Source organism: Inquilinus limosus DSM 16000 (assembly GCF_000423185.1).
GTDB classification, from domain to species: Bacteria; Pseudomonadota; Alphaproteobacteria; order DSM-16000; family Inquilinaceae; genus Inquilinus; species Inquilinus limosus.
Genome location: NZ_AUHM01000029.1, coordinates 43166 through 64320 on the forward strand (window position 1 = coordinate 43166; position 21155 = coordinate 64320).

The 21155-nt window shown below is 70.6% G+C and carries 18 protein-coding genes; 13 read left to right on the top strand and 5 right to left on the bottom strand.

Translation table 11 applies throughout. The annotated features are described in order from the left end of the window. The first annotated feature begins 186 nt into the window (after positions 1–186). Entirely contained in the window at positions 187–1419 is a 1233-nt protein-coding gene (gene trpB / locus G537_RS0121990) for a tryptophan synthase subunit beta (RefSeq protein WP_026871953.1), read from the top strand. Beyond that, complete coding sequence (gene trpA / locus G537_RS0121995; protein WP_211230465.1) at positions 1419–2240, top strand: tryptophan synthase subunit alpha; 822 nt, start codon at positions 1419–1421, stop codon at positions 2238–2240. Before trpB ends, trpA begins: the two co-directional genes overlap by 1 nt. A 27-nt stretch (positions 2241–2267) precedes the next feature. On the opposite strand, the gene G537_RS0122000 is transcribed toward trpA, so the two are convergent. Both G537_RS0122000 and G537_RS0122005 read right to left on the bottom strand, forming a co-directional pair. Next, positions 2268–2672 (bottom strand): type II toxin-antitoxin system VapC family toxin, encoded by a 405-nt coding sequence (locus G537_RS0122000; protein ID WP_026871955.1) that lies wholly within the window; start codon positions 2670–2672, stop codon positions 2268–2270. Further along, positions 2669–2887 (bottom strand): AbrB/MazE/SpoVT family DNA-binding domain-containing protein, encoded by a 219-nt coding sequence (locus G537_RS0122005; RefSeq protein ID WP_245579077.1) that lies wholly within the window; start codon positions 2885–2887, stop codon positions 2669–2671. Before G537_RS0122005 ends, G537_RS0122000 begins: the two co-directional genes overlap by 4 nt. A gap of 146 nt (positions 2888–3033) precedes the next feature. Here G537_RS0122005 and accD point away from each other — a divergent pair, with 146 nt between their 5' ends. The 6 genes from accD to G537_RS0122035 all read left to right on the top strand — a co-directional run bounded on the left by accD (position 3034) and on the right by G537_RS0122035 (position 8521). Next, complete coding sequence (gene accD / locus G537_RS39255) at positions 3034–3972, top strand: acetyl-CoA carboxylase, carboxyltransferase subunit beta (protein WP_034852611.1); 939 nt, start codon at positions 3034–3036, stop codon at positions 3970–3972. Then, a complete protein-coding gene (locus G537_RS0122015; protein ID WP_026871957.1) occupies positions 3965–5284 on the top strand; it encodes a bifunctional folylpolyglutamate synthase/dihydrofolate synthase in 1320 nt (439 codons plus the stop codon). Before accD ends, G537_RS0122015 begins: the two co-directional genes overlap by 8 nt. Positions 5285–5356: 72 nt before the next feature. Then, a complete protein-coding gene (locus tag G537_RS0122020; protein ID WP_026871958.1) occupies positions 5357–5608 on the top strand; it encodes an exodeoxyribonuclease VII small subunit in 252 nt (83 codons plus the stop codon). 33 nt (positions 5609–5641) lie between these two features. Beyond that, entirely contained in the window at positions 5642–6511 is an 870-nt protein-coding gene (locus G537_RS0122025) for a polyprenyl synthetase family protein (RefSeq protein WP_051248847.1), read from the top strand. Positions 6512–6599: 88 nt separating this feature from the next. Continuing rightward, complete coding sequence (locus G537_RS0122030; RefSeq protein ID WP_026871960.1) at positions 6600–7346, top strand: tetratricopeptide repeat protein; 747 nt, start codon at positions 6600–6602, stop codon at positions 7344–7346. Between the two features lie 281 nt (positions 7347–7627). After that, positions 7628–8521, top strand: coding sequence for a DMT family transporter (locus tag G537_RS0122035; RefSeq protein ID WP_051248849.1), 894 nt, complete (start codon positions 7628–7630; stop codon positions 8519–8521). Positions 8522–8525: 4 nt separating this feature from the next. Here the strand turns inward: G537_RS0122035 and G537_RS43845 are convergent, their stop codons facing one another. Beyond that, positions 8526–8885, bottom strand: coding sequence for a hypothetical protein (locus tag G537_RS43845; RefSeq protein ID WP_155888712.1), 360 nt, complete (start codon positions 8883–8885; stop codon positions 8526–8528). Positions 8886–9045: 160 nt separating this feature from the next. Here G537_RS43845 and G537_RS39260 point away from each other — a divergent pair, with 160 nt between their 5' ends. After that, on the top strand, positions 9046–14244 hold the full coding sequence (locus tag G537_RS39260) for an alpha-2-macroglobulin family protein (RefSeq protein WP_155888713.1): 5199 nt from the start codon (positions 9046–9048) through the stop codon (positions 14242–14244). Between the two features lie 65 nt (positions 14245–14309). On the opposite strand, the gene G537_RS0122050 is transcribed toward G537_RS39260, so the two are convergent. Beyond that, on the bottom strand, positions 14310–15260 hold the full coding sequence (locus G537_RS0122050) for an alpha/beta fold hydrolase (protein ID WP_026871963.1): 951 nt from the start codon (positions 15258–15260) through the stop codon (positions 14310–14312). Between the two features lie 78 nt (positions 15261–15338). On the opposite strand from G537_RS0122050, the gene G537_RS0122055 reads away from it, so the two are divergent. Then, on the top strand, positions 15339–15950 hold the full coding sequence (locus G537_RS0122055; protein ID WP_026871964.1) for a TetR/AcrR family transcriptional regulator: 612 nt from the start codon (positions 15339–15341) through the stop codon (positions 15948–15950). A 98-nt stretch (positions 15951–16048) separates the two neighbouring features. Continuing rightward, the gene (locus tag G537_RS0122060) at positions 16049–18334 is read left to right on the top strand and encodes a phosphocholine-specific phospholipase C (protein WP_026871965.1); all 2286 of its coding nucleotides are present in this window, start codon (positions 16049–16051) and stop codon (positions 18332–18334) included. A gap of 83 nt (positions 18335–18417) precedes the next feature. On the opposite strand, the gene G537_RS0122065 is transcribed toward G537_RS0122060, so the two are convergent. After that, on the bottom strand, positions 18418–19335 hold the full coding sequence (locus G537_RS0122065) for a LysR family transcriptional regulator (RefSeq protein WP_026871966.1): 918 nt from the start codon (positions 19333–19335) through the stop codon (positions 18418–18420). On the opposite strand from G537_RS0122065, the gene G537_RS0122070 reads away from it, so the two are divergent. Beyond that, positions 19316–20320 (top strand): NmrA/HSCARG family protein, encoded by a 1005-nt coding sequence (locus G537_RS0122070; RefSeq protein ID WP_211230466.1) that lies wholly within the window; start codon positions 19316–19318, stop codon positions 20318–20320. The genes G537_RS0122065 and G537_RS0122070 overlap by 20 nt on opposite strands. 158 nt (positions 20321–20478) lie before the next feature. Beyond that, entirely contained in the window at positions 20479–20934 is a 456-nt protein-coding gene (locus tag G537_RS0122075) for a hypothetical protein (RefSeq protein ID WP_026871968.1), read from the top strand. The last annotated feature ends 221 nt before the right edge of the window (positions 20935–21155 follow it).

Here is a 21155-nt window from a genome sequence, read left to right on the forward strand (position 1 = left end):
CGCTCCTCGCATGACGGCTTGAGACCAGCGGACCCGGACGCAGCCGCCCGCCCTGCGCCCACCGCGGGTCTGGAATGCGTGCGCGCCGGGCATTCGCCACAAATGTTTGGCGCAGGCCGCGGTCGCCGGTAAGGTCACGGCCTCTTCCCATTCCTGCCACGATCCGCGCCCGGGAGCCGACGCCGCGTGACCGAGACCGCACCCTTCCAGCCACGCCTGAACAGCTACCGTTCGGGCCCGGACGAGAACGGCCGTTTCGGCCTCTATGGCGGCCGCTTCGTCGCCGAGACGCTGATGCCGCTGATCCTCGAGGTCGAAAAGGCATATGCCGCGACCCGCAAGGACGCCGAGTTCAACAGCGAGCTGCGCTACTACCTGACGCATTACGTCGGCCGGCCCAGCCCGCTCTACCTCGCCGAGCGGATCACCGAGCATCTCGGCGGCGCCCGCGTCTACTTCAAGCGCGAGGAGCTGAACCACACCGGCGCGCACAAGATCAACAACTGCATGGGCCAGGTGCTGCTGGCCCGGCGCATGGGCAAGACCCGGATCATCGCCGAGACCGGCGCCGGCCAGCACGGCGTCGCCACCGCCACCGTCTGTGCCCTGTTCGGCCTGCCCTGCACCATCTACATGGGCGAGGTCGACATCGAACGGCAGAAGCCGAACGTGTTCCGAATGAAGCTGCTGGGCGCCGAGGTGAAGCCCGTCATCTCCGGCAGCCGCACGCTCAAGGACGCAATGAACGAGGCGCTGCGCGACTGGGTCACCAATGTCGACGACACCTTCTACATCATCGGCACCGTGGCCGGCCCGCACCCGTACCCGCTCCTGGTCCGCGACTTCCAGTCGGTGATCGGCAACGAGGTGCGCGAGCAGATCATGCAGGCCGAGGGCCGCATGCCGGACACGCTGGTGGCGGCGGTCGGCGGCGGGTCCAACGCCATCGGCCTCTTCCACCCGTTCCTCGACATGCCGGAGGTGGCGATCCACGGCGTCGAGGCGGCGGGCCACGGGGTCGAGACCGGCCAGCACGCGGCATCGCTGACCGGCGGCCGGCCCGGCGTGCTGCACGGCAACCGCACCTATCTGCTGCAGACCGAGGACGGCCAGATCGAGGAGGCGCATTCGATCTCCGCCGGCCTCGACTATCCCGGCATCGGGCCGGAGCACGCTTGGTTGCACGATGTCGGCCGGGTGCAGTACTCCGCGGTGACCGACAAGGAGGCGCTGGAGGCGTTTCAGCTCTGCGCCAGGCTCGAAGGCATCATCCCGGCGCTCGAATCGGCGCATGCGCTGGCGCATGTGATGAAGATCGCGCCCGACCTGCCGAAGGACAACCTGCTCGTCATGTGCCTCAGCGGCCGCGGCGACAAGGACATCTTCACCGTCGCCGACGCGCTCGGAGTGCAGATCTGATGACCCGCATCGCCGCGCGCTTCGCCGATCTCAAGGCGCAGAACCGGGCCGCCCTGGTCACCTTCGTCACCGCCGGCGACCCGGACCCGGAGACGAGCCTCAGGATCCTCGAAGGCCTGCCCAAGGCCGGTGCCGATCTGATCGAGATCGGCATGCCCTTCACCGATCCGATGGCGGACGGCCCGGCGATCCAGGCGGCCGGCCTGCGGGCGCTCGCCGCCGGCATGACGCTGGCGAAGACGCTCGACCTGGTCCGCCGCTTCCGCGCCGGCGACGAGACAACGCCGGTGGTGCTGATGGGCTACTACAACCCGATCTACTCCTATGGGGTCGAGCGCTTCCTGGCCGACGCCAAGGACGCTGGGGTGGACGGGCTGATCGTGGTCGACCTGCCGCCGGAGGAGGATGCCGAGTTGTGCCTGCCGGCGCTGGCGGCGGGGATCGACTTCATCCGCCTGGCGACGCCGACCACCGACGACGCCCGGTTGCCGGCCGTGCTGGCGAACACCTCGGGCTTCATCTACTACGTCTCGGTCACCGGCATTACCGGCGCGGCCGCGGCCGATGCGGCGGTGGTGCAGCCCGCGGTCGACCGGCTGCGGCGCCACACCGACCTGCCGGTGGCCGTGGGCTTCGGCATCCGCACGCCGGAGGCCGCGGCCGCGATCGCCCGAATCGCCGACGCCGCCGTGGTCGGCTCCGCCATCGTCGAGGAGATCCGGCACTCGCTGCACGCCGACGGCCGGCCGACCGCCGCCACGGTCGAATCGCCGCTGGCCCTGGTCCGGCGCCTGGCGGAGGGCGTGCGCGGGGCGCGCTGAGCGCCGCTCGCCGTCAGTGGCGTCAGGTCAGGTTTTGGATAGGAGCTGGGTCTTCGTGCCGGCCGCGTCGATCAGCGATGCTGCCTTGCGGTCGAAAGTGACGAACACCTCGCCGCCCAGGCGGCGGCCCTCGAAGGCAATGACGCCGTCGGCGAAATCGCCGCCGGCCTCGAGGATGGCGAGACCCGCATCGGCGGCTGGCCTGTCGACCGCCACGGTAGCGCTGCTCAACAACCGGCGCATTGCTGTGGCGGTCTGGCTCGGTGTCTTCTTATAACCGCGCATCAATACCCAGACGAATTCGCACAATGTCGGCAGGGGGATAGCGATGCTGTCGGCATCGCGGAGTGTCGTTTCCGCCAGCAAGGTCTGCTCCGGATCGTCCTGCACCGCGGCTCGGACCAGCAGGTTGGTGTCGGCGATGATCTTCACTTTTCGCCGGCCCATCCTGCAGCGGCGATTTCACCGATTTCCTCGATCGACAGCTTGGGGGTCCCAGGCTCGGCGAGGCAGCCGAAAAAATCCTCAATGGTGCCCGATGCCTTCGCCGACCGGACCTCGGCTCGGCCGTCCGGCAGCAGGTCGACGGCGATCTTGTCCCCAGGCGCGACGCCGAGATGCTGGAGCAGCTCTTTGCGCAAGGTCACCTGGCCCTTCGCAGTGACGGTGAGTAGTGTCATCATTGGTAGAGGCCCTGTAAGGCTTTGTAGCCTTACATATAAGGCGATGTATCCTTACGCTCAAGGTACGCCCTCATCTTGACCTTCCCGGCCGAAAGGCGGAGAACCACGCCATGAACTGGCTGACCAACTACATCCGCCCGAAGATCCGGGCCCTCGTCTCGTCCCGGCCGGAGACGCCGGACAATCTGTGGACGAAGTGCCCGAATTGCGAGGCGATGCTGTTCCATCGCGACCTGGAGGCCAACCTCCATGTCTGCCAGCATTGCGGCCACCACATGCGCCTGGCCCCCGCCAAGCGCCTGGCCATGCTGTTCGACGACGGCAAGTACGAGACGATCGAGCTGCCGAAGCCCGCAGTGGACCCGCTCAAGTTCCGCGACACCGAGCGCTACACCGACCGGCTGAAGAAGGCGCAGGCCAAGACCGGCGCCGGTGACGCCATCGTCGTCGCCCACGGCAAGATGGGCGGCCGCGACACCGTGATCGCGGCCTTCGACTTCAGCTTCATGGGCGGCTCCATGGGCATGGCGGTGGGCGAGGGGCTGGTCGCCGCCGCCAAGCTGGCGGTCATGCAGCACGCGCCACTGGTGGTGGTGCCGGCCTCGGGCGGCGCCCGGATGCAGGAAGGCATCCTGTCGCTGATGCAGATGCCGCGCTCGATCATCGCGGTCGAGCAGGTCAAGGAAGCAGGCCTGCCCTATATCGTGGTGCTGACCGACCCGACCACGGGCGGCGTCACCGCCTCCTTCGCCATGGTCGGCGACATCCACATCGCCGAGCGCGGTTCGCAGATCGGCTTCGCCGGCGCCCGGGTGATCGAGGAGACGATCCGCGAGACCCTGCCGGAAGGCTTCCAGCGCGCCGAATATCTGCTCGACCACGGCATGGTCGACGTGGTGGTGACCCGCAAGGAGCTGCGCGACACGTTGATCCGCACCCTCGGCCATCTGACCGGCGGCCTCCGCCCGGCCACGGCCGACATCGTGGTGGATCCGGCCGACATCGCCGCCGCGGCCGCGATCGAGGGCGAGCCCGCCTATCGTGCCTGAGGCGCAGACGGATCAGGCCCGGGCGGCCGCGGTCGAGGCCGCGCTCGACCGGCTGACCCATCTGCACCCGAAGCGGATCGACCTGTCGCTCGGCCGCACCGAACGGCTGCTGGCGGCGTTGGGCGATCCGCAGCTGCGCCTGCCGCCGGTGGTTCACATCGGCGGCACCAACGGCAAGGGCTCGACCACCGCCTTCCTGCGGGCGTTCCTGGAGCAGGCGGGCTATCGAGTCCATGCCTACACCTCGCCCCATCTGGTGCGCTTCCACGAGCGCATCCGCCTGGCCGGATCGCTGATCGAGAGCGGCGCGCTGGTCGACCTGCTGGAGCGGGTCGAGACCGCCAATGCCGGCCAGCCAGTCACCTTCTTCGAGGCGACCACGGCCGCCGCCTTCCTGGCCTTCGCCGAGGTGCCGGCCGACGCCCTGCTGCTCGAGGTCGGCCTGGGCGGGCGCTACGACAGCACCAATGTGGTGCCGCGCCCCGCGGCGACCGCGGTGACCCGCATCTCCATGGATCACATGCAGTTCCTCGGCGACACGATCGAAGCGATCGCGGCGGAGAAGGCGGCGATCGCCAAGCCCGGCGTGCCGATGGTGGTGGCGCCGCAGCGCGACGAGACGGCTGTGGCCGTGCTGACCCGGGAGATCGCATCGGCCGGGGCGGCGCTGCACCTCGCCGGCCGCGACTGGTCCGTGGCGCCTGCAGGGGACGGCTTCGTCCTGCGCACCGAAGCGGGCGATCGGCACTATCCGCGCCCGGCGCTGCCCGGTGCGCATCAGTTCGAGAACGCCGCCACCGCGATCCGCCTGCGCGACCTGCTGGCCGGCTTCGACATCCCGGAGGAGGCGGTGCGCCGCGGCCTGGCCTCGGTCGAATGGCCGGCGCGGCTGCAGTGCCTGACCCGCGGCCCGCTGCCCGCCCTGCTGCCGCCGGGCTGGGAGCTGTGGCTCGACGGCGGCCACAACGACAGCGCCGGCGAGGTGCTGGGGCAATGGCTCGGCGGGCTCGACCCGCGGCCGCTGCACCTCGTCTGCGGCATGCTGGAAAGCAAGCAGCCGCGGGAGTTCCTGCGGCCGCTGGCGCCGTTCGTCCGGTCGATCCGCACCGTGCGGATCCCGGGGGAGGAGGCCAGCCTGCCGGCCGAGGCTGTGGCCGACCACGCCCGCGCCGTCGGCCTGACCGACGTGGCCGCAGCCGACGATGTCGAGGCCGCGGTCGCCGCCGCGGCCCGGCCCGGCGACCCGCCCGGCCGGGTGCTGATCTGCGGCTCGCTGTACCTCGCCGGCCGGGTGCTCGCCGCCAACGGTTGAGCCCGCCCGGCCGACATTGCCTCTTTCTTCCGCCGCGCCTATTGTCGCCGCCCGAACATGAACGGACAGCCCATGGCCGACCGACCCATCCCTGCCGACATCGCTGCCCTGAGCTTCGAGGACGCCCTCGCCGAGCTGGAGACGATCGTGCGCCAGCTCGAGGCGGGGCAGGGCAAGCTCGACGACAACATATCGGCCTATGAACGCGGCGCCTTGCTTCGCGCCCATTGCGAGGCGAAGCTGCGCGAGGCGCAGGCGCGGGTCGAGATGATCTCGCGCGCCGCCGACGGCGCCGTCACTGCCAAACCCGCGACTTTCGATTGAGGCCGTGTCTTGTCGATTGATCTGAGCAAAGCCATGGCCGAGACGGGCGCGCAGGTCGAGCGCGTCCTGGACCGCCTCCTGCCCAAGCCCCAGCCGGGCGAGCCGCCGCTGGCCGAGGCCATCCGCTATGCCTCGCTGGGCGGCGGCAAGCGGCTGCGCCCGTTCCTGGTGGTGTCGTCCTCGCGGCTCTTCGGCGTCGCCGAGAGCTGCGCCCTCCGCGTCGGCGCGGCGGTGGAGATGATCCATTGCTACTCGCTGGTCCATGACGACCTGCCGGCGATGGACAATGACGATCTGCGCCGCGGCAAGCCGACCACACACAAGGCCTTCGACGAGGCCACCGCGATCCTGGCCGGCGACGCCCTGCTGACCCAGGCCTTCGAGGTGCTGGCCGACGCCGAGACCCATGCCGACCCGAAGGTCCGCATCGCTCTCGTCTCCGCCCTCGCCCGCGCTGCCGGCGCCGCCGGCATGGTCGGCGGCCAGGCGCTTGACATGCAAGCGGAGCAGACGCCGCTGACCGAGATCGGCTCCATCACCCGGCTGCAGCGGCTGAAGACCGGCGCGCTGTTCGAGTTCTCCTGCGAGGCCGGGGCGATCCTCGGCAAGGTCGAGGATTCGCGGCGCGGCGCGCTGCAGGCCTATGCCCATGACATGGGCTTGGCCTTCCAGATCGCCGACGACCTGCTCGACGTCCGCGGCCGGGCCGAGGAGATCGGCAAGACCCCGGGCAAGGACCAGGCCGCGGGCAAGGCGACCTTCGTCTCGATCCTCGGCCTCGAACGGGCCGAGTCCCAGGCCCGGATGCTGGCCGACCAGGCCTGCCGCCACCTCGACATCTTCGGCGACCGCGCCGACGCGCTGCGCGCCGTCGCCCGCTTCGTGGTCGAGCGCAAGGCCTGAGGCGGGCACAGGACTGCCGTCCCGCTTCGCTGCGTTGACGGATTTCTCGAGTTTCGGATAAATCACCCCGAAACTCGAGGGGTCCATCATGCCGATTCTCGGGATCCTGATTTACGCCTGCCAGCTGGGCTGCCTGGTCCACGCGGTGCGCACCGGGCGGGCGAACTATTGGTTCTACATCCTGCTGCTCGCCCCCGGGCTGGGGATCGCCGCCTATCTGCTGATCGAGTTGCTGCCGGAATGGCTGAATCTGCGGCCGGTGCGGGACGCCCGCAAGCAGCTGGTCCATTCGGTCGATCCGGAACGCCGGCTGCGCGCCCTACGCCAGGCGCATGAGGATCTGCCGACCACCGCCAACAAGGTGCCCCTGGCGGAGGAGCTGCTGCATCTCGGCCGGCCCGCCGAAGCGCTGCCTTTGCTCGAGGATTCGATGGTCGGCCTCCATGCCGACGACCCGACCTTCGGCCGGCTGCGGGCCGAGGCGCTGCTGATGCTGGGCCGGCCGCAGCAGGCGATCGACGTCCTGGCCGCGGTGGCGGAGACCAATCCCGAGACCGCGGATTCGAAGCGCCGCCTGGTGCATGCGCGGGCCCTGTGCATGATGGGCCGCTACGACGAGGGCATCGCCCTGCTGCGCGAGCTGCTGCCGGTCTTCGCCGGCGAGGAGGTCCGCGCCTGGCTGGCCCGGGCCGAGGCGGAGCGCGGCGACCGCGCCGCCGCCGAGACGCTGTGGCGCGAGATCCTGACCCGCGCCGGCAAGTCGACGCGCAGCTACCGGGCGATCAATAAGACCTGGATCGACGAGGCCAAGGAAGGGCTCGGGCAGGCCGCCTGACGCCCGGCGCCGGCTTGGGCTGATAGGCCGCACCCCCTCACCCGAAATCGCTTCGCGATTTCGACCTCTTCCCAGGAGAGGTGAAAGGGGCCGCAGCTCCGATATCCCTCTCCTCGGGAAGAGGGAGGGACCCGCGCGAAGCGCGTGGGAGGGTGAGGGGGAGAGCCGGCCCCTCAGCCGGAGCTCCTCACGCCGACGCATGCCCGGCCCGTGGCCTTACCGCTTCCGTCCGACAAATTCCTCGGGCAGACAGAGGCGAACGGATCGGGGAGAAGCGCGAGATGGCGGCGGTCGGCGCCCAGAAGCTGGACGGTCGGACGGAGGGCGGGCATGGCCCCGGCATCCTGCTGTTCTTCCTCGGCATGTCGCTGTTCACCTTCAACGACGCGCTGGGCAAGTGGCTGGTCGCCGACTACACGGTCGGCCAGGTGCTGCTGATCCGCAGCCTCGGCGCCCTCATCCTCCTGCTGCCCTGGGTGATCCGCGGCATCCGCGGCCTGCTGGCACCGGACCAGCCCTGGATGAACCTGCTGCGCGTCAGCCTGATGGTGGCCGAGGTCGCGACCTTCTACTTCGCCGTGCGCGACCTGCCGCTGGCCGACGTCATGACCTTCTACATGGCCTCGCCGCTGATCGTGACCGCGCTGTCGGTGCCGCTGCTGGGCGAGAAGGTCGGGCCGCGGCGCTGGGCGGCGGTGCTGATCGGCTTCGTCGGCGTGCTGATCGTGCTGCGCCCGACCGGCGCCGCGCTGTCGGCATCGGCCCTGGTCGCGCTGCTCGGCGCCACCCTGTTCAGCCTGGTCCTGATCGTCACCCGCCGCGTCCGCCACACCGGCGGGCTCGGCCTGATCACCTATCAGATCGTCGGCACCGGCCTCGCCGGCGCCGCCACCGTGCCCTTCGCCTGGGTGCCGCCGACCGGCTTCGACTGGGCGCTGCTGCTCGGCCTCGGCGTCGTCGCGATGGGCGCGCATCTGTGCATGAACAAGGCGCTGTCGCTGGCCCCGGCCGCGGTGGTCGCGCCCTACCAGTACTCCACGATCGTCATCGCCGCGGCGCTCGGCTGGGCGGTGTGGGGCGACGTGCCGACGCCGAACATCGTCATCGGCAACCTGGTGATCATCGCCTCCGGCCTGTTCATCTACTACCGGGAACGGCAGCTGAAGGGGGAGTAGTCCCTCACAGATTCCCCGGATTCCCCGGCTTCAACTCCCCCACCGCGACCAGCGAGCCGTCCTCGCCGATCAGCTCGACCTTGGTGCCGTCCAGCCGCAGCTGGTCGCATTCCTTGGTCTCGCCCAGGTCGAAGCACATCCGGTCGCCCTCGATCGACCATTGCCCGGAATAGGGGCCGTCGTCGCCCAGGCCGTGGATGGTGCCGTCGGCGGCGTAGAACTCGGTGTAGTCGACGTCGCCGGCGGTGCCGTCGATGGTGTTGCCGACGATCCGGGCCTGGATCTCGGCGCCGGTCAGCGTCTCGGCAGCCAACGCCGTGGCCGGCAGCAACAGCAGCAGCGGGACGGTGATCAGTCGAATCATCGGCGGGCTCCCGAAAGGCGCGCGGATCATAGACGGGTCGCCGCGGCGGTGGGAGGGCCGTTCTGCCGCCCCGCCTGCGTCATGGTTTCGACGTGATCGGGCGTATAGTCTGTCGGCGGGCCCTGGTGCGCCGGGGTGGACGACGGGGGATCTCATGGCCTTGAAGCTGCGTTTCGCAACCCTTGCCGCGGCGGCGGCGCTCTTTGCCGCGACGCTGGCCATGCCCCCGATCGCCGCCGCCTACCAGGCGCCGGGCCTGGCCGCCGCGGCGGCGGCCTTTGCGAAACGGCTGGAGCAGCAGGCCAGCAGCGTTCCGCCGGCGCAGTGGGCGGATCTGAAGACGCTGCAATCCCTCGCCGCCGACGCGGTGAAGGGCGAACGCTGGGACGACGCGGTCACCGCCTTCCAGCTCATCCTCGGCCGACGGCCGAACGATGCCGGCGCCTGGTACGGGCTGGCCCAGGCGCTGCAGCAGACCGAACCCTATTCGCAGAACGCGCTGAGCGCCGCCTACGCCGCCTACAGCAACGCCGGCACCGACAAGCTGCGCGGCGCCGCCCTGATCCTGCTGGCCCAATCGCTGGAGCGGCAGGACAAGGGCCGCGAGGCGATCAAGGTCGCGGCCGAGGGCGCGCAGCTGGCGCCGACCGCCGACAACGCCGAATACGCCGCCAACCTGCGCGAGCAGTACGGCTTCCGCGTCACCTCGACCTATGTCCAGAACGACCGCGACGCGCCGCAGCTCTGCGCCGACTTCTCCGACCCGATCGTCGACGGCCGCACCGTCCGCTATTCCGACTATGTCCGGATCGAGCCGTCGGTGCCGGTCGAGGTGATCCCGTCCGACCGGCAGCTCTGCATCGAGGGCGTGTCCTTCGGCCAGACCTACACCGTCACCCTCCTGGCCGGCATCAAGTCGGTCGACGGCGACACGCTCACCGCCGACGACAGCTTCGACCTGACGGTCGAGGACCGGCCGGCCAGCGTGGTGTTCCGCGGCAGCGCCTATGTCCTGCCCAAGGGCGGCGAGGGCACGGTGCCGCTGACCACGGTCAACATCTCCGAGGTCAAGCTGCGCCTCTTGCGCATCAACGACCGCAACCTGATCGACCAGGTGGCGCAGGGCCGCATCGGCCAGATGCTGGAGAGCTACGACGTCGACAGCCTGGCCCAGGATACGGGCGAGGAGGTGTGGTCCGGCACCATGCCGGTGGAGAACGAGACCAACAAGGCGATGGTCACCGGCGTGCCGATGGACACGCTGCTGCCGCAGCCGAAGCCTGGCGTCTACCTGCTCTCCGCCCTCGACGCCAAGGCCGACGAGGACAGCTATCAGACCCCGGGCACGCAGTGGATCGTGGTCACCGATCTCGGCCTCGCCACCTTCTCCGGCCAGCAGGGGCTGACCGTGGCCGCGCGCTCCCTGTCCTCGGCCAAGGCTCAGCCCGGCATCAAGCTGGCGCTGATCGCCCGCAACAACGCCGTTCTGGGCGAGGCCGAGACCGACGCCGGTGGCCTTGCCGTCTTCCCGGCCGGGATCATGGCCGGGCAGGGCGGCAACCGGCCGGCCGCGGTCTATGCCTACGGCTCCGGCGACTTCACCTTCCTCGAGCTGACCGGCCCGGCCTTCGACCTGTCCGACCGCGGCGTCAGCGGTCGGCCGGAACCCGGCCCGCTCGACGCCTTCCTGTATCCGGAGCGCGGCGTCTACCGCCCGGGCGAGACGGTGCATCTGACCACGCTGCTGCGCAACGAGCGCGCGGCGGCGATCGACGGCGTGCCGCTGACCATCAGGATCAGCCGGCCGGACGGGGTCGAGGCCCGGGTGCAGCAGGTGACGGACCAGGGCGGCGGCTCCTACAGCCTCGACGTGCCGCTGGCCGACAGCGCCTATACCGGCACCTGGACCGCCGAGGCCTATGTCGACCCGAAGGGCCAGGCGATCGGCAGCACCGTCTTCCAGGTCGAGGACTTCGTGCCGGCGCGGATCCGCGTCGACCTGAAGACCGAGGCCAAGGACCTGCGCGTCAACAAGCCGGCCGTCGTTACCATCGACGCCCAGTTCCTCTACGGCGCCCCGGCGGCCGACCTCGCCACCGAGGCCAGCCTGACCCTGCGCCAGGCGGCGACTCCGTTCCCGGACTACGCCGACTACCGTTTCGGCCTGGTGCAGGACGCCTTCTCGCCGCGCACCCGCCCGATCACCACCCCGGCGACCGACGCCGCGGGCCAGAGCCGGGTCGACATCCTGCTCGACGGCCTGCCCGACACCACCGTGCCGCTCGAGGCCGAGCTGCGCACCGCGGTGTTCGATTCCAGCGGTCGCACCGCCAACGAGACCATGGTCCTGCCGGTGCGGCAGGAGCATCCCTGGATCGGCGTCAAGCCGCTGTTCTCGGGCTCGCTGCAGGAAGGCGCCGAGGCGCGCTTCGAGGTCATCGGCCTCGACGCCGGCGGCCGCCCGGCTGCGCTCCGCGGGCTGCGCTGGGACCTGGTGGAGGAGATCCATGACTACCAGTGGTATTCGACCGACGGCCGCTGGGACTACAAGGTCGTCACCCGCGATCGCAAGGTGGCGGACGGCACGGTCGACGTGGCCCCGAACGCGCCGGCGGCGATCCGCCAGGCGGTCGGCTGGGGCAATTTCCGGCTCGACGTCTACGACCCGCAGGGCGGCGGCGCCACCTCGGCCCGCTTCTATGCCGGCTGGTGGGTGTCGGAGGACCCGAACCCGACGCCGGACAAGCTGACCGTCGCGCTCGACCGCACCAGCTACAGGGCCGGCGACACCGCCAAGGTGCGGATCGAGCCGCCCTTCGCCGGCGACGTGCTGCTGTTCATCGCCAACGACCGGGTGCTCGAGACGCGCGACATCTCCGTCCCGGCGGACGGCGCCACCGTCGAGATCCCGGTCTCGTCCGACTGGGGCTCCGGCGCCTATGTGCTGGCCACCGCCTTCCGCCCCTCGGGCGAGGGCGGGCAGCGCCGCCACGGCCCCGGCCGTGCCGTCGGCGTCGCCTGGTTCGGCATCGACGTCACCGAGCGGGTGCTGGGCGTCTCGATCGACGCGCCAGCCGAGATCCGGCCGAACCAGCGGCTCGACCTGCCGCTCACCGTCACCGGCGTGCCGCAGGGGCAGGGCGCCTGGGTCACCTTGGCCGCGGTCGATGAAGGCATCCTGCTGCTGACCGACTTCACCTCGCCGGACCCGACCGAGCATTACTTCGGCCGCCGCGCCCTCGGGGTCGAGATGCGCGACGCCTATGGCAGGCTGATCATCAGCGACGGCCGCCGCGGCCAGGTCCGCAGCGGCGGCGACGCCGCGGCCCAGCAGATGGCCGGGCTGCCGAAGCGCTCCACCCGCACCGTCGCGCTCTACAGCGGCGTCCTGCCGGTCGGGGCGGACGGGCGCGTCTCCGTGCCGCTCGACCTGCCGGATTTCGACGGCGAGCTGCGGCTGATGGCCGTGGCCTGGACGCCGACCTCGCTCGGCGCCGCCTCCACCGCGATGAAGGTGCGCGACCCGGTGATCGCCGAGATCGGCGTGCCGCGCTTCCTGGCGCCGGGCGACCAGGCGCAGCTGGCCTTCTCGCTGCGCAACCTGTCCGGCCCGGCCGGCGACTATGGCGTCCACGTCGCGGCCGAAGGTCCGCTCTCGATCGCCGGCCCGGCGGACTTCACCGAGACGGTGGCGACGGGCACCGAGGCGCGCCGGGCGATCCCGCTGACGGCCACCGCCACCGGCGTCGGCAAGATCCGGATCAGCGTGACCGGTCCCGATGGCTTCCGGCGCGACCGCGACTGGGACCTGTCGGTCCGCCCGGCCCAGGCCCTGACCACGGAACGGGTTGCCAATATCGTCCGGCCGGGCCAGTCGGTGGTGCTGAACGCCGACCTCGTGAAGGGTTTCCTGCCCGACACGGTGCAGGTCTTCGCCAGCTTCTCCACCCGCCCGACCTTCGATATCCCGGGCCTCCTGAAGGCGCTGGACGAGTACCCCTATGGCTGTGTCGAGCAGACCACCAGCCGGGCGCTGCCGCTGCTCTACGTCTCCAAGGTGGCGGAGAAGGTCGACACCGGCTTCCGGCCGGACGATGTCCATCGCCGGGTGCAGGGCGCGATCGACCGGATCATGACGGCGCAGCAGCCGGGCGGCGGCTTCGGCATGTGGTCGCCCTTCGGCAACGCCAATCCCTGGCTCTCCGCCTATGCGCTCGACTTCCTGACCCGGGCGCGGGCCGAAGGCGGCTACCGCATCCCGGAACGGGCCTATCAGCGCGGCATCAGGTTCCTGTCGAACTACCTCGACTGGTTCGAGGCGCGCTCGGAATGCACCCCGGCCAGCGCCTATGCGCTGTACGTGGTGTCCCGCGCCGGCGGCGGCGATGTCGGCACCATGCGCTACTACGTCGACAACTGCCTGCCGAAGTACCAGACGCCGGTGTCGCAGGCGCAGATCGCCGCGGCGGCCGCCCAGTTCGGCGACACGGCGCGCACCGCCAAGGCCTTCGCCGCGGCGACCTCGACCGTGCGGCCGGCCAATTTCTACGGCGACTACGGCTCGCCGCTGCGCGACCACGCCGCCATCGCGGCGCTGCTGCACGAGGCCAAGCAGCCGCAGGAGCAGGTGCTGCAGCAGGTCGACATCGCCGCCGACCTGTTCGCCAGGGACCGGTGGTGGAGCACCCAGGACATGACCTGGATGCTGATCGCGGCCGACGCGGCGCTGGACGACGCCAAGCCGCTGTCGCTCGACGTCGCCGGCCGGCCGGTGGCGGATCCGGGCACCATCTGGCGGTTCAATCCCGAGGCCGCGGACCTCGCCGCCGGCATCCCGGTCAAGAACACAGGCGACGGGCCGATGCGGCAGGTGCTGACGGTCCGCGGCGTGCCCTCGGCGCCGCTGCCGGCGGGCGGCGACGGGTTCGAGATCACCCGCACCTATCTTGACCGCGACGGCCGGCCCTTCGATCCGGCGAAGACGGCCGTGAAGCAGGGCGACCTCGTCGCCGTGCTGCTGCGCGGCCGCGCCACCGACGACCTGGACCACCAGGCGCTGGTGGTCGACCTGCTGCCGGCGGGGCTGGAGATCGAGAATCCCTCGGTCGGCAAGGGCGCCCAGCTCGGCGACATCGCCGACACGCTGTCGGACACGCAGCATGTCGAGATGCGTGACGACCGCTACGTCGCGGCGATCGACCTCGGCAGCGACAGCCGGTACTTCGCGGTGGCCTATCTCGCCCGCGCCGTGACCCCGGGCCGCTTCGCCCTGCCGGCGCCCTATGTCGAGGACATGTACCGCCCGCAATACAACGCCCGCGGCGGCTTCGGCACGCTGACGATCGAGGCGCGGAAGTAAAGGGGAGGGGCCGCTCCCCCCTCCGTCAAGCAGGCCCCCTCGGACCTGTCCGAGGGGCTCTGCCGTTACCCTTCGGTCGCGGCGGCCACGAATGCGGCGAGCTCCCGTCCGAACCGGGCCGGCTCCTCGTAGAAGGGGCTGTGCCCGCTCTCCGCATAGACCGAGAGGCGGCTGCCCGGGTGCAGCGCCTTGATCCGCTCCGACATGGCCAGACGGACCAGCCGGTCATGCGCCCCGTGCGTCAGCAGGATCGGGCCGGCATAGGCCTGGAAGACGGGTTCGAGATCGGTCGTCGCGGTCCGGACGAAGCCCTCGTTCACGGCGCGCGCCGTCATGCCGTTGACCACCAGCATGCGCTGGAATTCGACGTCCGTCGGCGGCTGGTGGAAGCAGGCGGCGAGGAACTCGGCCGTCGCCGCCACCCGCTCCGCCAGATCGTGCGAGGTGGTGGTGCGGGTGAAGGTGCCCGCCGACGGGGTGAGCAGATCGGGCGATAGCCTGGTGACGGCATCGACCAGGTTGATCCCCGCGACCTTCGCCCCGCCATGTTTCCGGAGATACGCGCCAGCCACATAGCCGCCGAGCGACCAGCCCACCAGCACGGGACGGCGGAGCTTCGCGCCGGCGATCACGGCGGCCACGTCATCCGCCCATCGGTCGGCGTCGGAATAGGCGTCGAGCGCGCCGGGCTTGTCCGAATCCCCGTGGCCGCGAAGGTCGAACCGGACCAGGCGGAAGCCCGCCAAGGCCGGGTCGGCGAACTGCTTGTCCCAGCTCAGCCGGCTCTGGCGCAGGCCGTGGATGAACAGGATCTCCGGCACCTGCGGGTCGCCCTGGGCCTCGCCCGCCAGCATCGTGCCGTCGGCCGACCGGACGGAGAACGGCTCGCGCGTCGCCGTGGGGCCTCCCGCGGCCGGGCCGGTCCCCGCCGCGACGGCAAAGGCGGTTCTTGCCTGGACGGCCAGAGCGGTGAGGCCGACCGCGCCGGCCAGGAATCTGCGTCGTGAACGATCCATGGGTGCCATCCGTGTTGTTTAGTATTCACTAATCAACTGGCTTGACGCCGCCTGTCAAGGCGTTGTTTAGTGACTGCTATGGAACCGGATGAGAAATCGCGCGGCGGTCGGCCGTGGAGCTTCGATCGGGACAAGGCGGTCGACACCGCCATGCGGCTGTTCTGGCGGCACGGCTATGAAGGGGTGTCGGTCGGCGACCTGACCAAGGCGATCGGGATCGCGCCGCCCAGCCTCTACGCTGCCTTCGGCAGCAAGGCCGGGCTCTATCGGGAAGCGCTGGCCCGCTACGAGCAGGGGATCGGTGCGTTCGACGCCACCCCCGTCGGCTCGGCGACCTCGCTGGCGGAGGCGGTGCGGCTGCTGCTCGAGGCGGCGGTCCGGGCCGTCACCCATCCCGACCGTGAGCGGGGCTGCATGATCTCCAGCGGCATGATCGCCTGCCATCCGGAGCACGCCGGGCTCGCCCGCGATCTGGCCGCGCGGCGCGACGCCATGCGCGAGAGGATCGCTCATGCCCTCCAGCCCTTTGCCGGCGCGGACGAGGTGCGCCGCCTGGCCCGACATCTGGCGGCCGTCATGCAGGGCATCTCGATCCAGGCGCGGGACGGGGCGAGCCTGGCGGAGCTGCAGGAGATCGTCGAGGACGTCGTTTCGGGAGTCGCGGCGCGGCTTTCCTCGCGGATCGGCTAGGTATCGGCACTACCGGAATTCGCCTGGACCGGCTTAACCGGCCCGTCACGGTCCGCTGCTAGGATCCCCGTCCGATCCCTCGCCATGAGACGCCGATCATGACTTCCGGCAGCCGCCGCCAATTCCTGAAGTCCGGGCTCGCCGCCGCGGCCGCGATGGCCGTGCCGGCCAGCATTCGCGAAGCGCTGGCGATTCCCGCCCGGGTCGTCACCGGAACCCTGCGCGATGTCGAGCACATCGTCGTGCTGATGCAGGAGAACCGGTCCTTCGATCACTATTTCGGCACGCTGAACGGCGTTCGCGGCTTCGGCGACCCGCGCCCCGTGCCGCTGCCGAGCGGCCGGCCGGTCTGGTACCAGAGCGTCGGCCGCAACGGCGCCAGCCGCGTCGGCTACGACAATGTCGGCTGGGACCACTGGCACGAGCGGGAGCGCTGGTACGAGGGCGATCCCAAGGCCCAGGCCCGGCTCGACTATGTCCTGCCGTTCCGGCTCGACACCGGCAGCACCAGCGCCCAGCACATGGACGGCACCGACCACAGCTGGAAGCTCGACCAGTCGCTGTGGAAGACCTGGGACAGCTGGGTGCCGCTGAAGAGCCGGATGTCGATGGGCTATTACGACACCGCGGCCGATCTGCCCTTCTACCGCCATCTGGCGGACGCGTTCACCATCTGCGACGCCAACCACTGCTCGATCTTCACCAACACCGAGCCGAACCGGCAGTATTTCACCAGCGGCGCCAGCGTCTACACCCTGACCGGCCGGGATCCGAAGAACCCGAAGCGCCGGCTGAAGGGCCAGGAGTTGGACAACAACTGGACCGGCGACATGGACCTGGACGAGCCGTGGGAGGGCCTCGCCTGGGAAGCCTATGCCGAGACGCTGGAGAAACACGGGATCGACTGGCGGGTCTACCAAGCCTACTCCAACTATGGCTGCAACTCGCTGGCCTATCACCGCGCCTTCCGCAAGCTCGACAAGACCTCCGACCTCTATCGCCGCGGCCGCGCCTATGTCGGGCCCAAGCTGGCCTCGAACGAAGATCCCTACGACGCCGTCCTGGCGCGCGCGATCGCCGAGGACGTCCGGGCCGACCGGCTGCCGCAGGTGTCCTGGGTGATCTGCCCCGACGCCTATTGCGAGCACCCCACCGCGTCTCCCGCTGCCGGCCAGGCGCTGGTCGACAAGATCCTCGAGGCGCTGACCAGCAACCCGAAGGTCTGGGCCAAGACCGTCCTGATCGTGAACTACGACGAGAATGACGGCTTCTTCGACCATGTGCCGGCGCCGGTGCCGCCGGTGAACACCCGCTTCTACGGCTATCAGGGCCGCAGCACGGTTCCGGTCGGGGATGAAAACTACAACGGCGTGCCGATCGGCCTCGGGCCCCGGGTGCCGATGCTGGTGGTCTCGCCCTGGAGCAAGGGCGGATGGGTCTGCTCCCAGCTGTTCGACCACACCTCGGTGCTGCAGTTCATCGAGCGGCGCTTCGGCGTGCCCTGCGCCCATATTTCGCCCTGGCGCCGGGCCGTCTGCGGCGACCTGACCGCGGCCTTTGATTTCCGCACCCCCGATGCCGTGCTGCCGCCCCTGCCCGACACGCGCCGCTACAAGGCCGTGGCCGACGCTGCCGCCGGCCGGCCCGGGCCGGTGCCGCCCGTGACGCCGTCGCTGCCGGTCCAGCAGCAGGGCCAGCGCCGCGCCCGGCCTCTGCCCTATCGGCTCTATGCCCATGGCCGGGTCGACCCGGACGGGCGAAGGGTCTGGATCGATTTCGCCAATGCCGGGACCGCCGGCGCCTGCTTCATCGTCTATGCCAATGGCGGCGCGACCTTCGACGAGGCGGGCAAGCCCTATGAGCCGGACGACACCGTGTTTCCGGACCGGCCGATGCCGCCGACCGCCGACCGGCGCGGGCCGTGGCAATACACGGTCGGGGCCGGCGACACTCTGTCGGACAGCTGGACGCCGGACCACGGCCGCAGCTACGACCTGTCCGTCTATGGGCCGAACGGCATGCTGAACCGGTTCAAGGGCCGCCTCACCCCGATCCTGTCGGGCGCCGCGCGGCCCGAGGTGCGGCTGATGCAGGACAGCGTGAACGGCGACGTGACGCTGCTGCTGAGCAATACCGGCTTCCGGCCCTGCACCCTGACCGTCGCCAACGGCTACGGCGCCGAGCCGTCGCGGCGCCACACTCTCCGGCCGGGCGCCCTGGTCCGCGACCGCTGGTCGCTGCGCTCCAGCTCCGGCTGGTTCGACCTGAGCGTCACGGCGGGAACCGGGGACGGCTTCCTCCGCCGCTTCGCCGGCCATGTCGAGACCGGCCGCCCGGGCTTGACCGACCCGAAGATCGGCGGCCCCGCCGTCGAGACGGTCTAGGAAGATGCGGTCGCGGCGCTGTCCGGCGCCGCGGCCGCATCGCGAGACGAGCGGAAAGCAGATCGTGGGCGGATCGGCTGCAGCTAGGCCGATACGCCCTCGTCATTCCGGCCGATCCCGATCCGGCTCATCCGCTCGGCCGCCAGCGCGATGAAGGCCTTGACCAGCGGCGAGAGGTGCTGGCCGCTCGGATAGACGGCATGGACTCCGCCGGCCGGCGTCGTATGGTCGGCCAGCACGCGGCGCAGCCGCCCGTCCCGGATCGGGGTCTCGGCGATCCCGAGGGGCAGCCGGGCGATCCCGCAACCCGCGATCGCGGCGGCGAGCACCGCCTGCATCTCGTTCGCGGCGAAGCGTCCGGACACCATGATTGTCTCCCGGCCGTCCGGCCCGTCCAGCACCCAGGATGCGCCGGCGGCCGACGGGCCGGCGATGACGCAGTCATGGCCGGCGAGATCCGGCGGCGAGGCCGGCTCGCCCCGGCGCGCGAGATAGTCCGGGCTGGCACACAGGATCCGATGTGTGGTGCCGAGCCTGCGGGCGATCAGCGTGGAATCCGGCAGGATCCCGGTCCGGAAGGCGAGGTCGATGCCGTTCTCGACCAGGTTCAGCCTCTCGTCGGTGAGGCGCAGTTCGACCCTGGTCTTCGGATAGGCCGTCAGAAAGTCGAACACCATGGCGGCCAGGGGACCGCCGAAGCCGACGGGGGCCGAGATGCGGATCGTCCCCGATGGCTCCGCCCTTGCTTCCGCCAGCTTGAGATTCGCATCCTCGATCGTCCGCAGGGCTTGGCTGCTCTGCTCGTAGTAGAGGCGCCCCGCATCCGTCAGGCCGAGGCTGCGCGTCGTCCGCTGCAGCAGCCGCACGCCGACGGCCTGCTCCAGCGCGGCGACGCGGCGGCTGACCGTCGTCTTGGGCATGCCCAGCAGCCGCGCGGCCGCGGTGAAGCTGCCGGACTCGACGACGCGGGCGAACACCAGGATGTCGTTGAGATCGAGCATTGTGTGCGCCTGCGGGACAGCGTTTCCCGATTATCGCCCATTACGGGCCAATGCGGGAACCCCCAACTCTGCTTCGTTGGAAACCAAGGGAAGCAGACCCATGACCACCAAACGGAACGTCCTCGTGACCGGCGCCACGGGCCAGCAGGGAGGTGCCGTCGCGCGCGGCCTGCTGTCGCGGGGCCACCGTGTCAGGGCGGTGACCCGCAAGCCGGACGGCGATGCCGCGCGGCGCCTGGCGTCCGCCGGCGTCGAGATCGTGGCCGGCGATCTCGGCGATGCGGCCTCCATTCGGCAGGCCGCCGGCGGCGTCGACACGATGTTCCTGATGACTGACGCCTACGAGGCCGGGCCGGCGGAGGAGACCCGCCAGGGCATCCTGGCTGCCGATGCCGCGAAGGCCGCCGGAATCGGGCACCTGATCTACTCCTCGGTCGCCAGCGCCGACCGGAAGACCGGCATCCCGCATTTCGAAAGCAAGTATCTCGTCGAAAAGCACATCGCCGGGCTCGGCATTCCCTACACCATCAGCGCGCCGGTCGCGTTCATGGAGAATGCCGTCGCGCCATGGGCGATCGACGGGCTGCGCCAGGGGGCGCACGCCTTCGCCCTGCCGCCCGGGCGCGCGATCCAGCTGGTGGCCGTCGCGGATATCGGGGCGTTCGTCGCCGCCCTGGCGGAGCGGCGCGATCAGGTGTTCGGAAAGCGCTTCGACATCGCCGGTGACGAGCTGATCGGCGAGGCGCAGGCGACGGTCCTGTCGCAGGCCATCGGCCGCCCGATCGCGTATCGGGAAATCCCGGTCGCCGTGATGCGCCAGCAGAGCGAGGACGCGGCGCTCATGTTCGAATGGTTCGATCGGGTCGGCTATTCCGCCGACATCGCCGCGCTGCGGCGGGACTTCCCCGAGATCCGCTGGCACAGCTTCGCCGATTGGGCGCGCGCATTCGACTGGAGCGTGCTGGATCGGACGCCGTCCGCCTGAGTGGAGCCCCAGCCGTCCCACCGTCATGCGAGGAGGCGAGGCCGACAAAGCGATCCATCGATCCGCATGATCCGCGCCACGATGGCTTCGCCGCGCTCGCAATGGCGGGTTTGGGGGGCGGCCCTCGCCATCCCGTCATCGCGAGCCCCCGCAGGGGCGTGGCGATCCAGCCCGTGGCCGTGGCCCGGCTGTGCCGGACCTTCGGGCTGCCGGAGGAGACGGAGCGCTGGCTCGCGGCCGCGGATGCGGCCCTGGAGGAGCTGGGCTTCGTGCCGCCGGACGACGCCGCCCCGGTCCAGGCCGAACCCGTGGACCAGGACAAGATCCGGCGCCGGCTGCGGGTGATCATGGCGTCGGGCACCGCGATCCAGGCCGGAACCGAGGACGAGGCGGAGTGCGACCGCCGCTTCTTCGAGATGGCCGGGCAGATGGACCGGCCGGAGCTGGTGGAGATCGCCGACGGCCGCCCGGCGGCGGAGGCCGTGGCCCGGCTGGGCCCGCGGTTCGGCCTTCCGCCGGAGGAGGGGGAGCGCTGGGTCGCGGAGTCGGACCGGTTCCTGGCGACGATGGACCTGCCGCCGGCGGACCCGCCCGAGCCGCCGGACACGGGGTGAGCGCCATCCCCCTTTTGTCATCGCCGTCCTCGGACTTGATCCGGGGATCAACCCGGCGATCCAGGGGCCACCCGGAGCGGCATCGACATTCCTGAATGCCCGTCCGCGGGCTTGACCCGAGGACCCGCCCGGGCATGACAGTTAAAAGCAGAGGCTTCCGCTCCCCCTTCCTCACCGGAGGGCGGAGGGGGCTGCACGCGTTCGCGCGGGCTGTCTTCCGG

Bases quoted from the DNA above. Each gene is read 5' to 3' on its own strand.
- G537_RS0122070 (WP_211230466.1), top strand. From the start codon at position 19,316: ATGTCGTTGAGATCGAGCATTGTGTGCGCCTGCGGGACAGCGTTTCCC.
- G537_RS0122055 (WP_026871964.1), top strand. From the start codon at position 15,339: ATGGAACCGGATGAGAAATCGCGCGGCGGTCGGCCGTGGAGCTTCGAT.
- G537_RS0122025 (WP_051248847.1), top strand. From the start codon at position 5,642: ATGGCCGAGACGGGCGCGCAGGTCGAGCGCGTCCTGGACCGCCTCCTG.
- G537_RS0122020 (WP_026871958.1), top strand. From the start codon at position 5,357: ATGGCCGACCGACCCATCCCTGCCGACATCGCTGCCCTGAGCTTCGAG.
- trpA (WP_211230465.1), top strand. From the start codon at position 1,419: ATGACCCGCATCGCCGCGCGCTTCGCCGATCTCAAGGCGCAGAACCGG.
- G537_RS0122035 (WP_051248849.1), top strand. From the start codon at position 7,628: ATGGCGGCGGTCGGCGCCCAGAAGCTGGACGGTCGGACGGAGGGCGGG.
- G537_RS0122030 (WP_026871960.1), top strand. From the start codon at position 6,600: ATGCCGATTCTCGGGATCCTGATTTACGCCTGCCAGCTGGGCTGCCTG.
- G537_RS0122060 (WP_026871965.1), top strand. From the start codon at position 16,049: ATGACTTCCGGCAGCCGCCGCCAATTCCTGAAGTCCGGGCTCGCCGCC.
- G537_RS0122065 (WP_026871966.1), bottom strand. From the start codon at position 19,335: ATGCTCGATCTCAACGACATCCTGGTGTTCGCCCGCGTCGTCGAGTCC.
- G537_RS0122050 (WP_026871963.1), bottom strand. From the start codon at position 15,260: ATGGATCGTTCACGACGCAGATTCCTGGCCGGCGCGGTCGGCCTCACC.
- accD (WP_034852611.1), top strand. From the start codon at position 3,034: ATGAACTGGCTGACCAACTACATCCGCCCGAAGATCCGGGCCCTCGTC.
- G537_RS43845 (WP_155888712.1), bottom strand. From the start codon at position 8,885: ATGATTCGACTGATCACCGTCCCGCTGCTGCTGTTGCTGCCGGCCACG.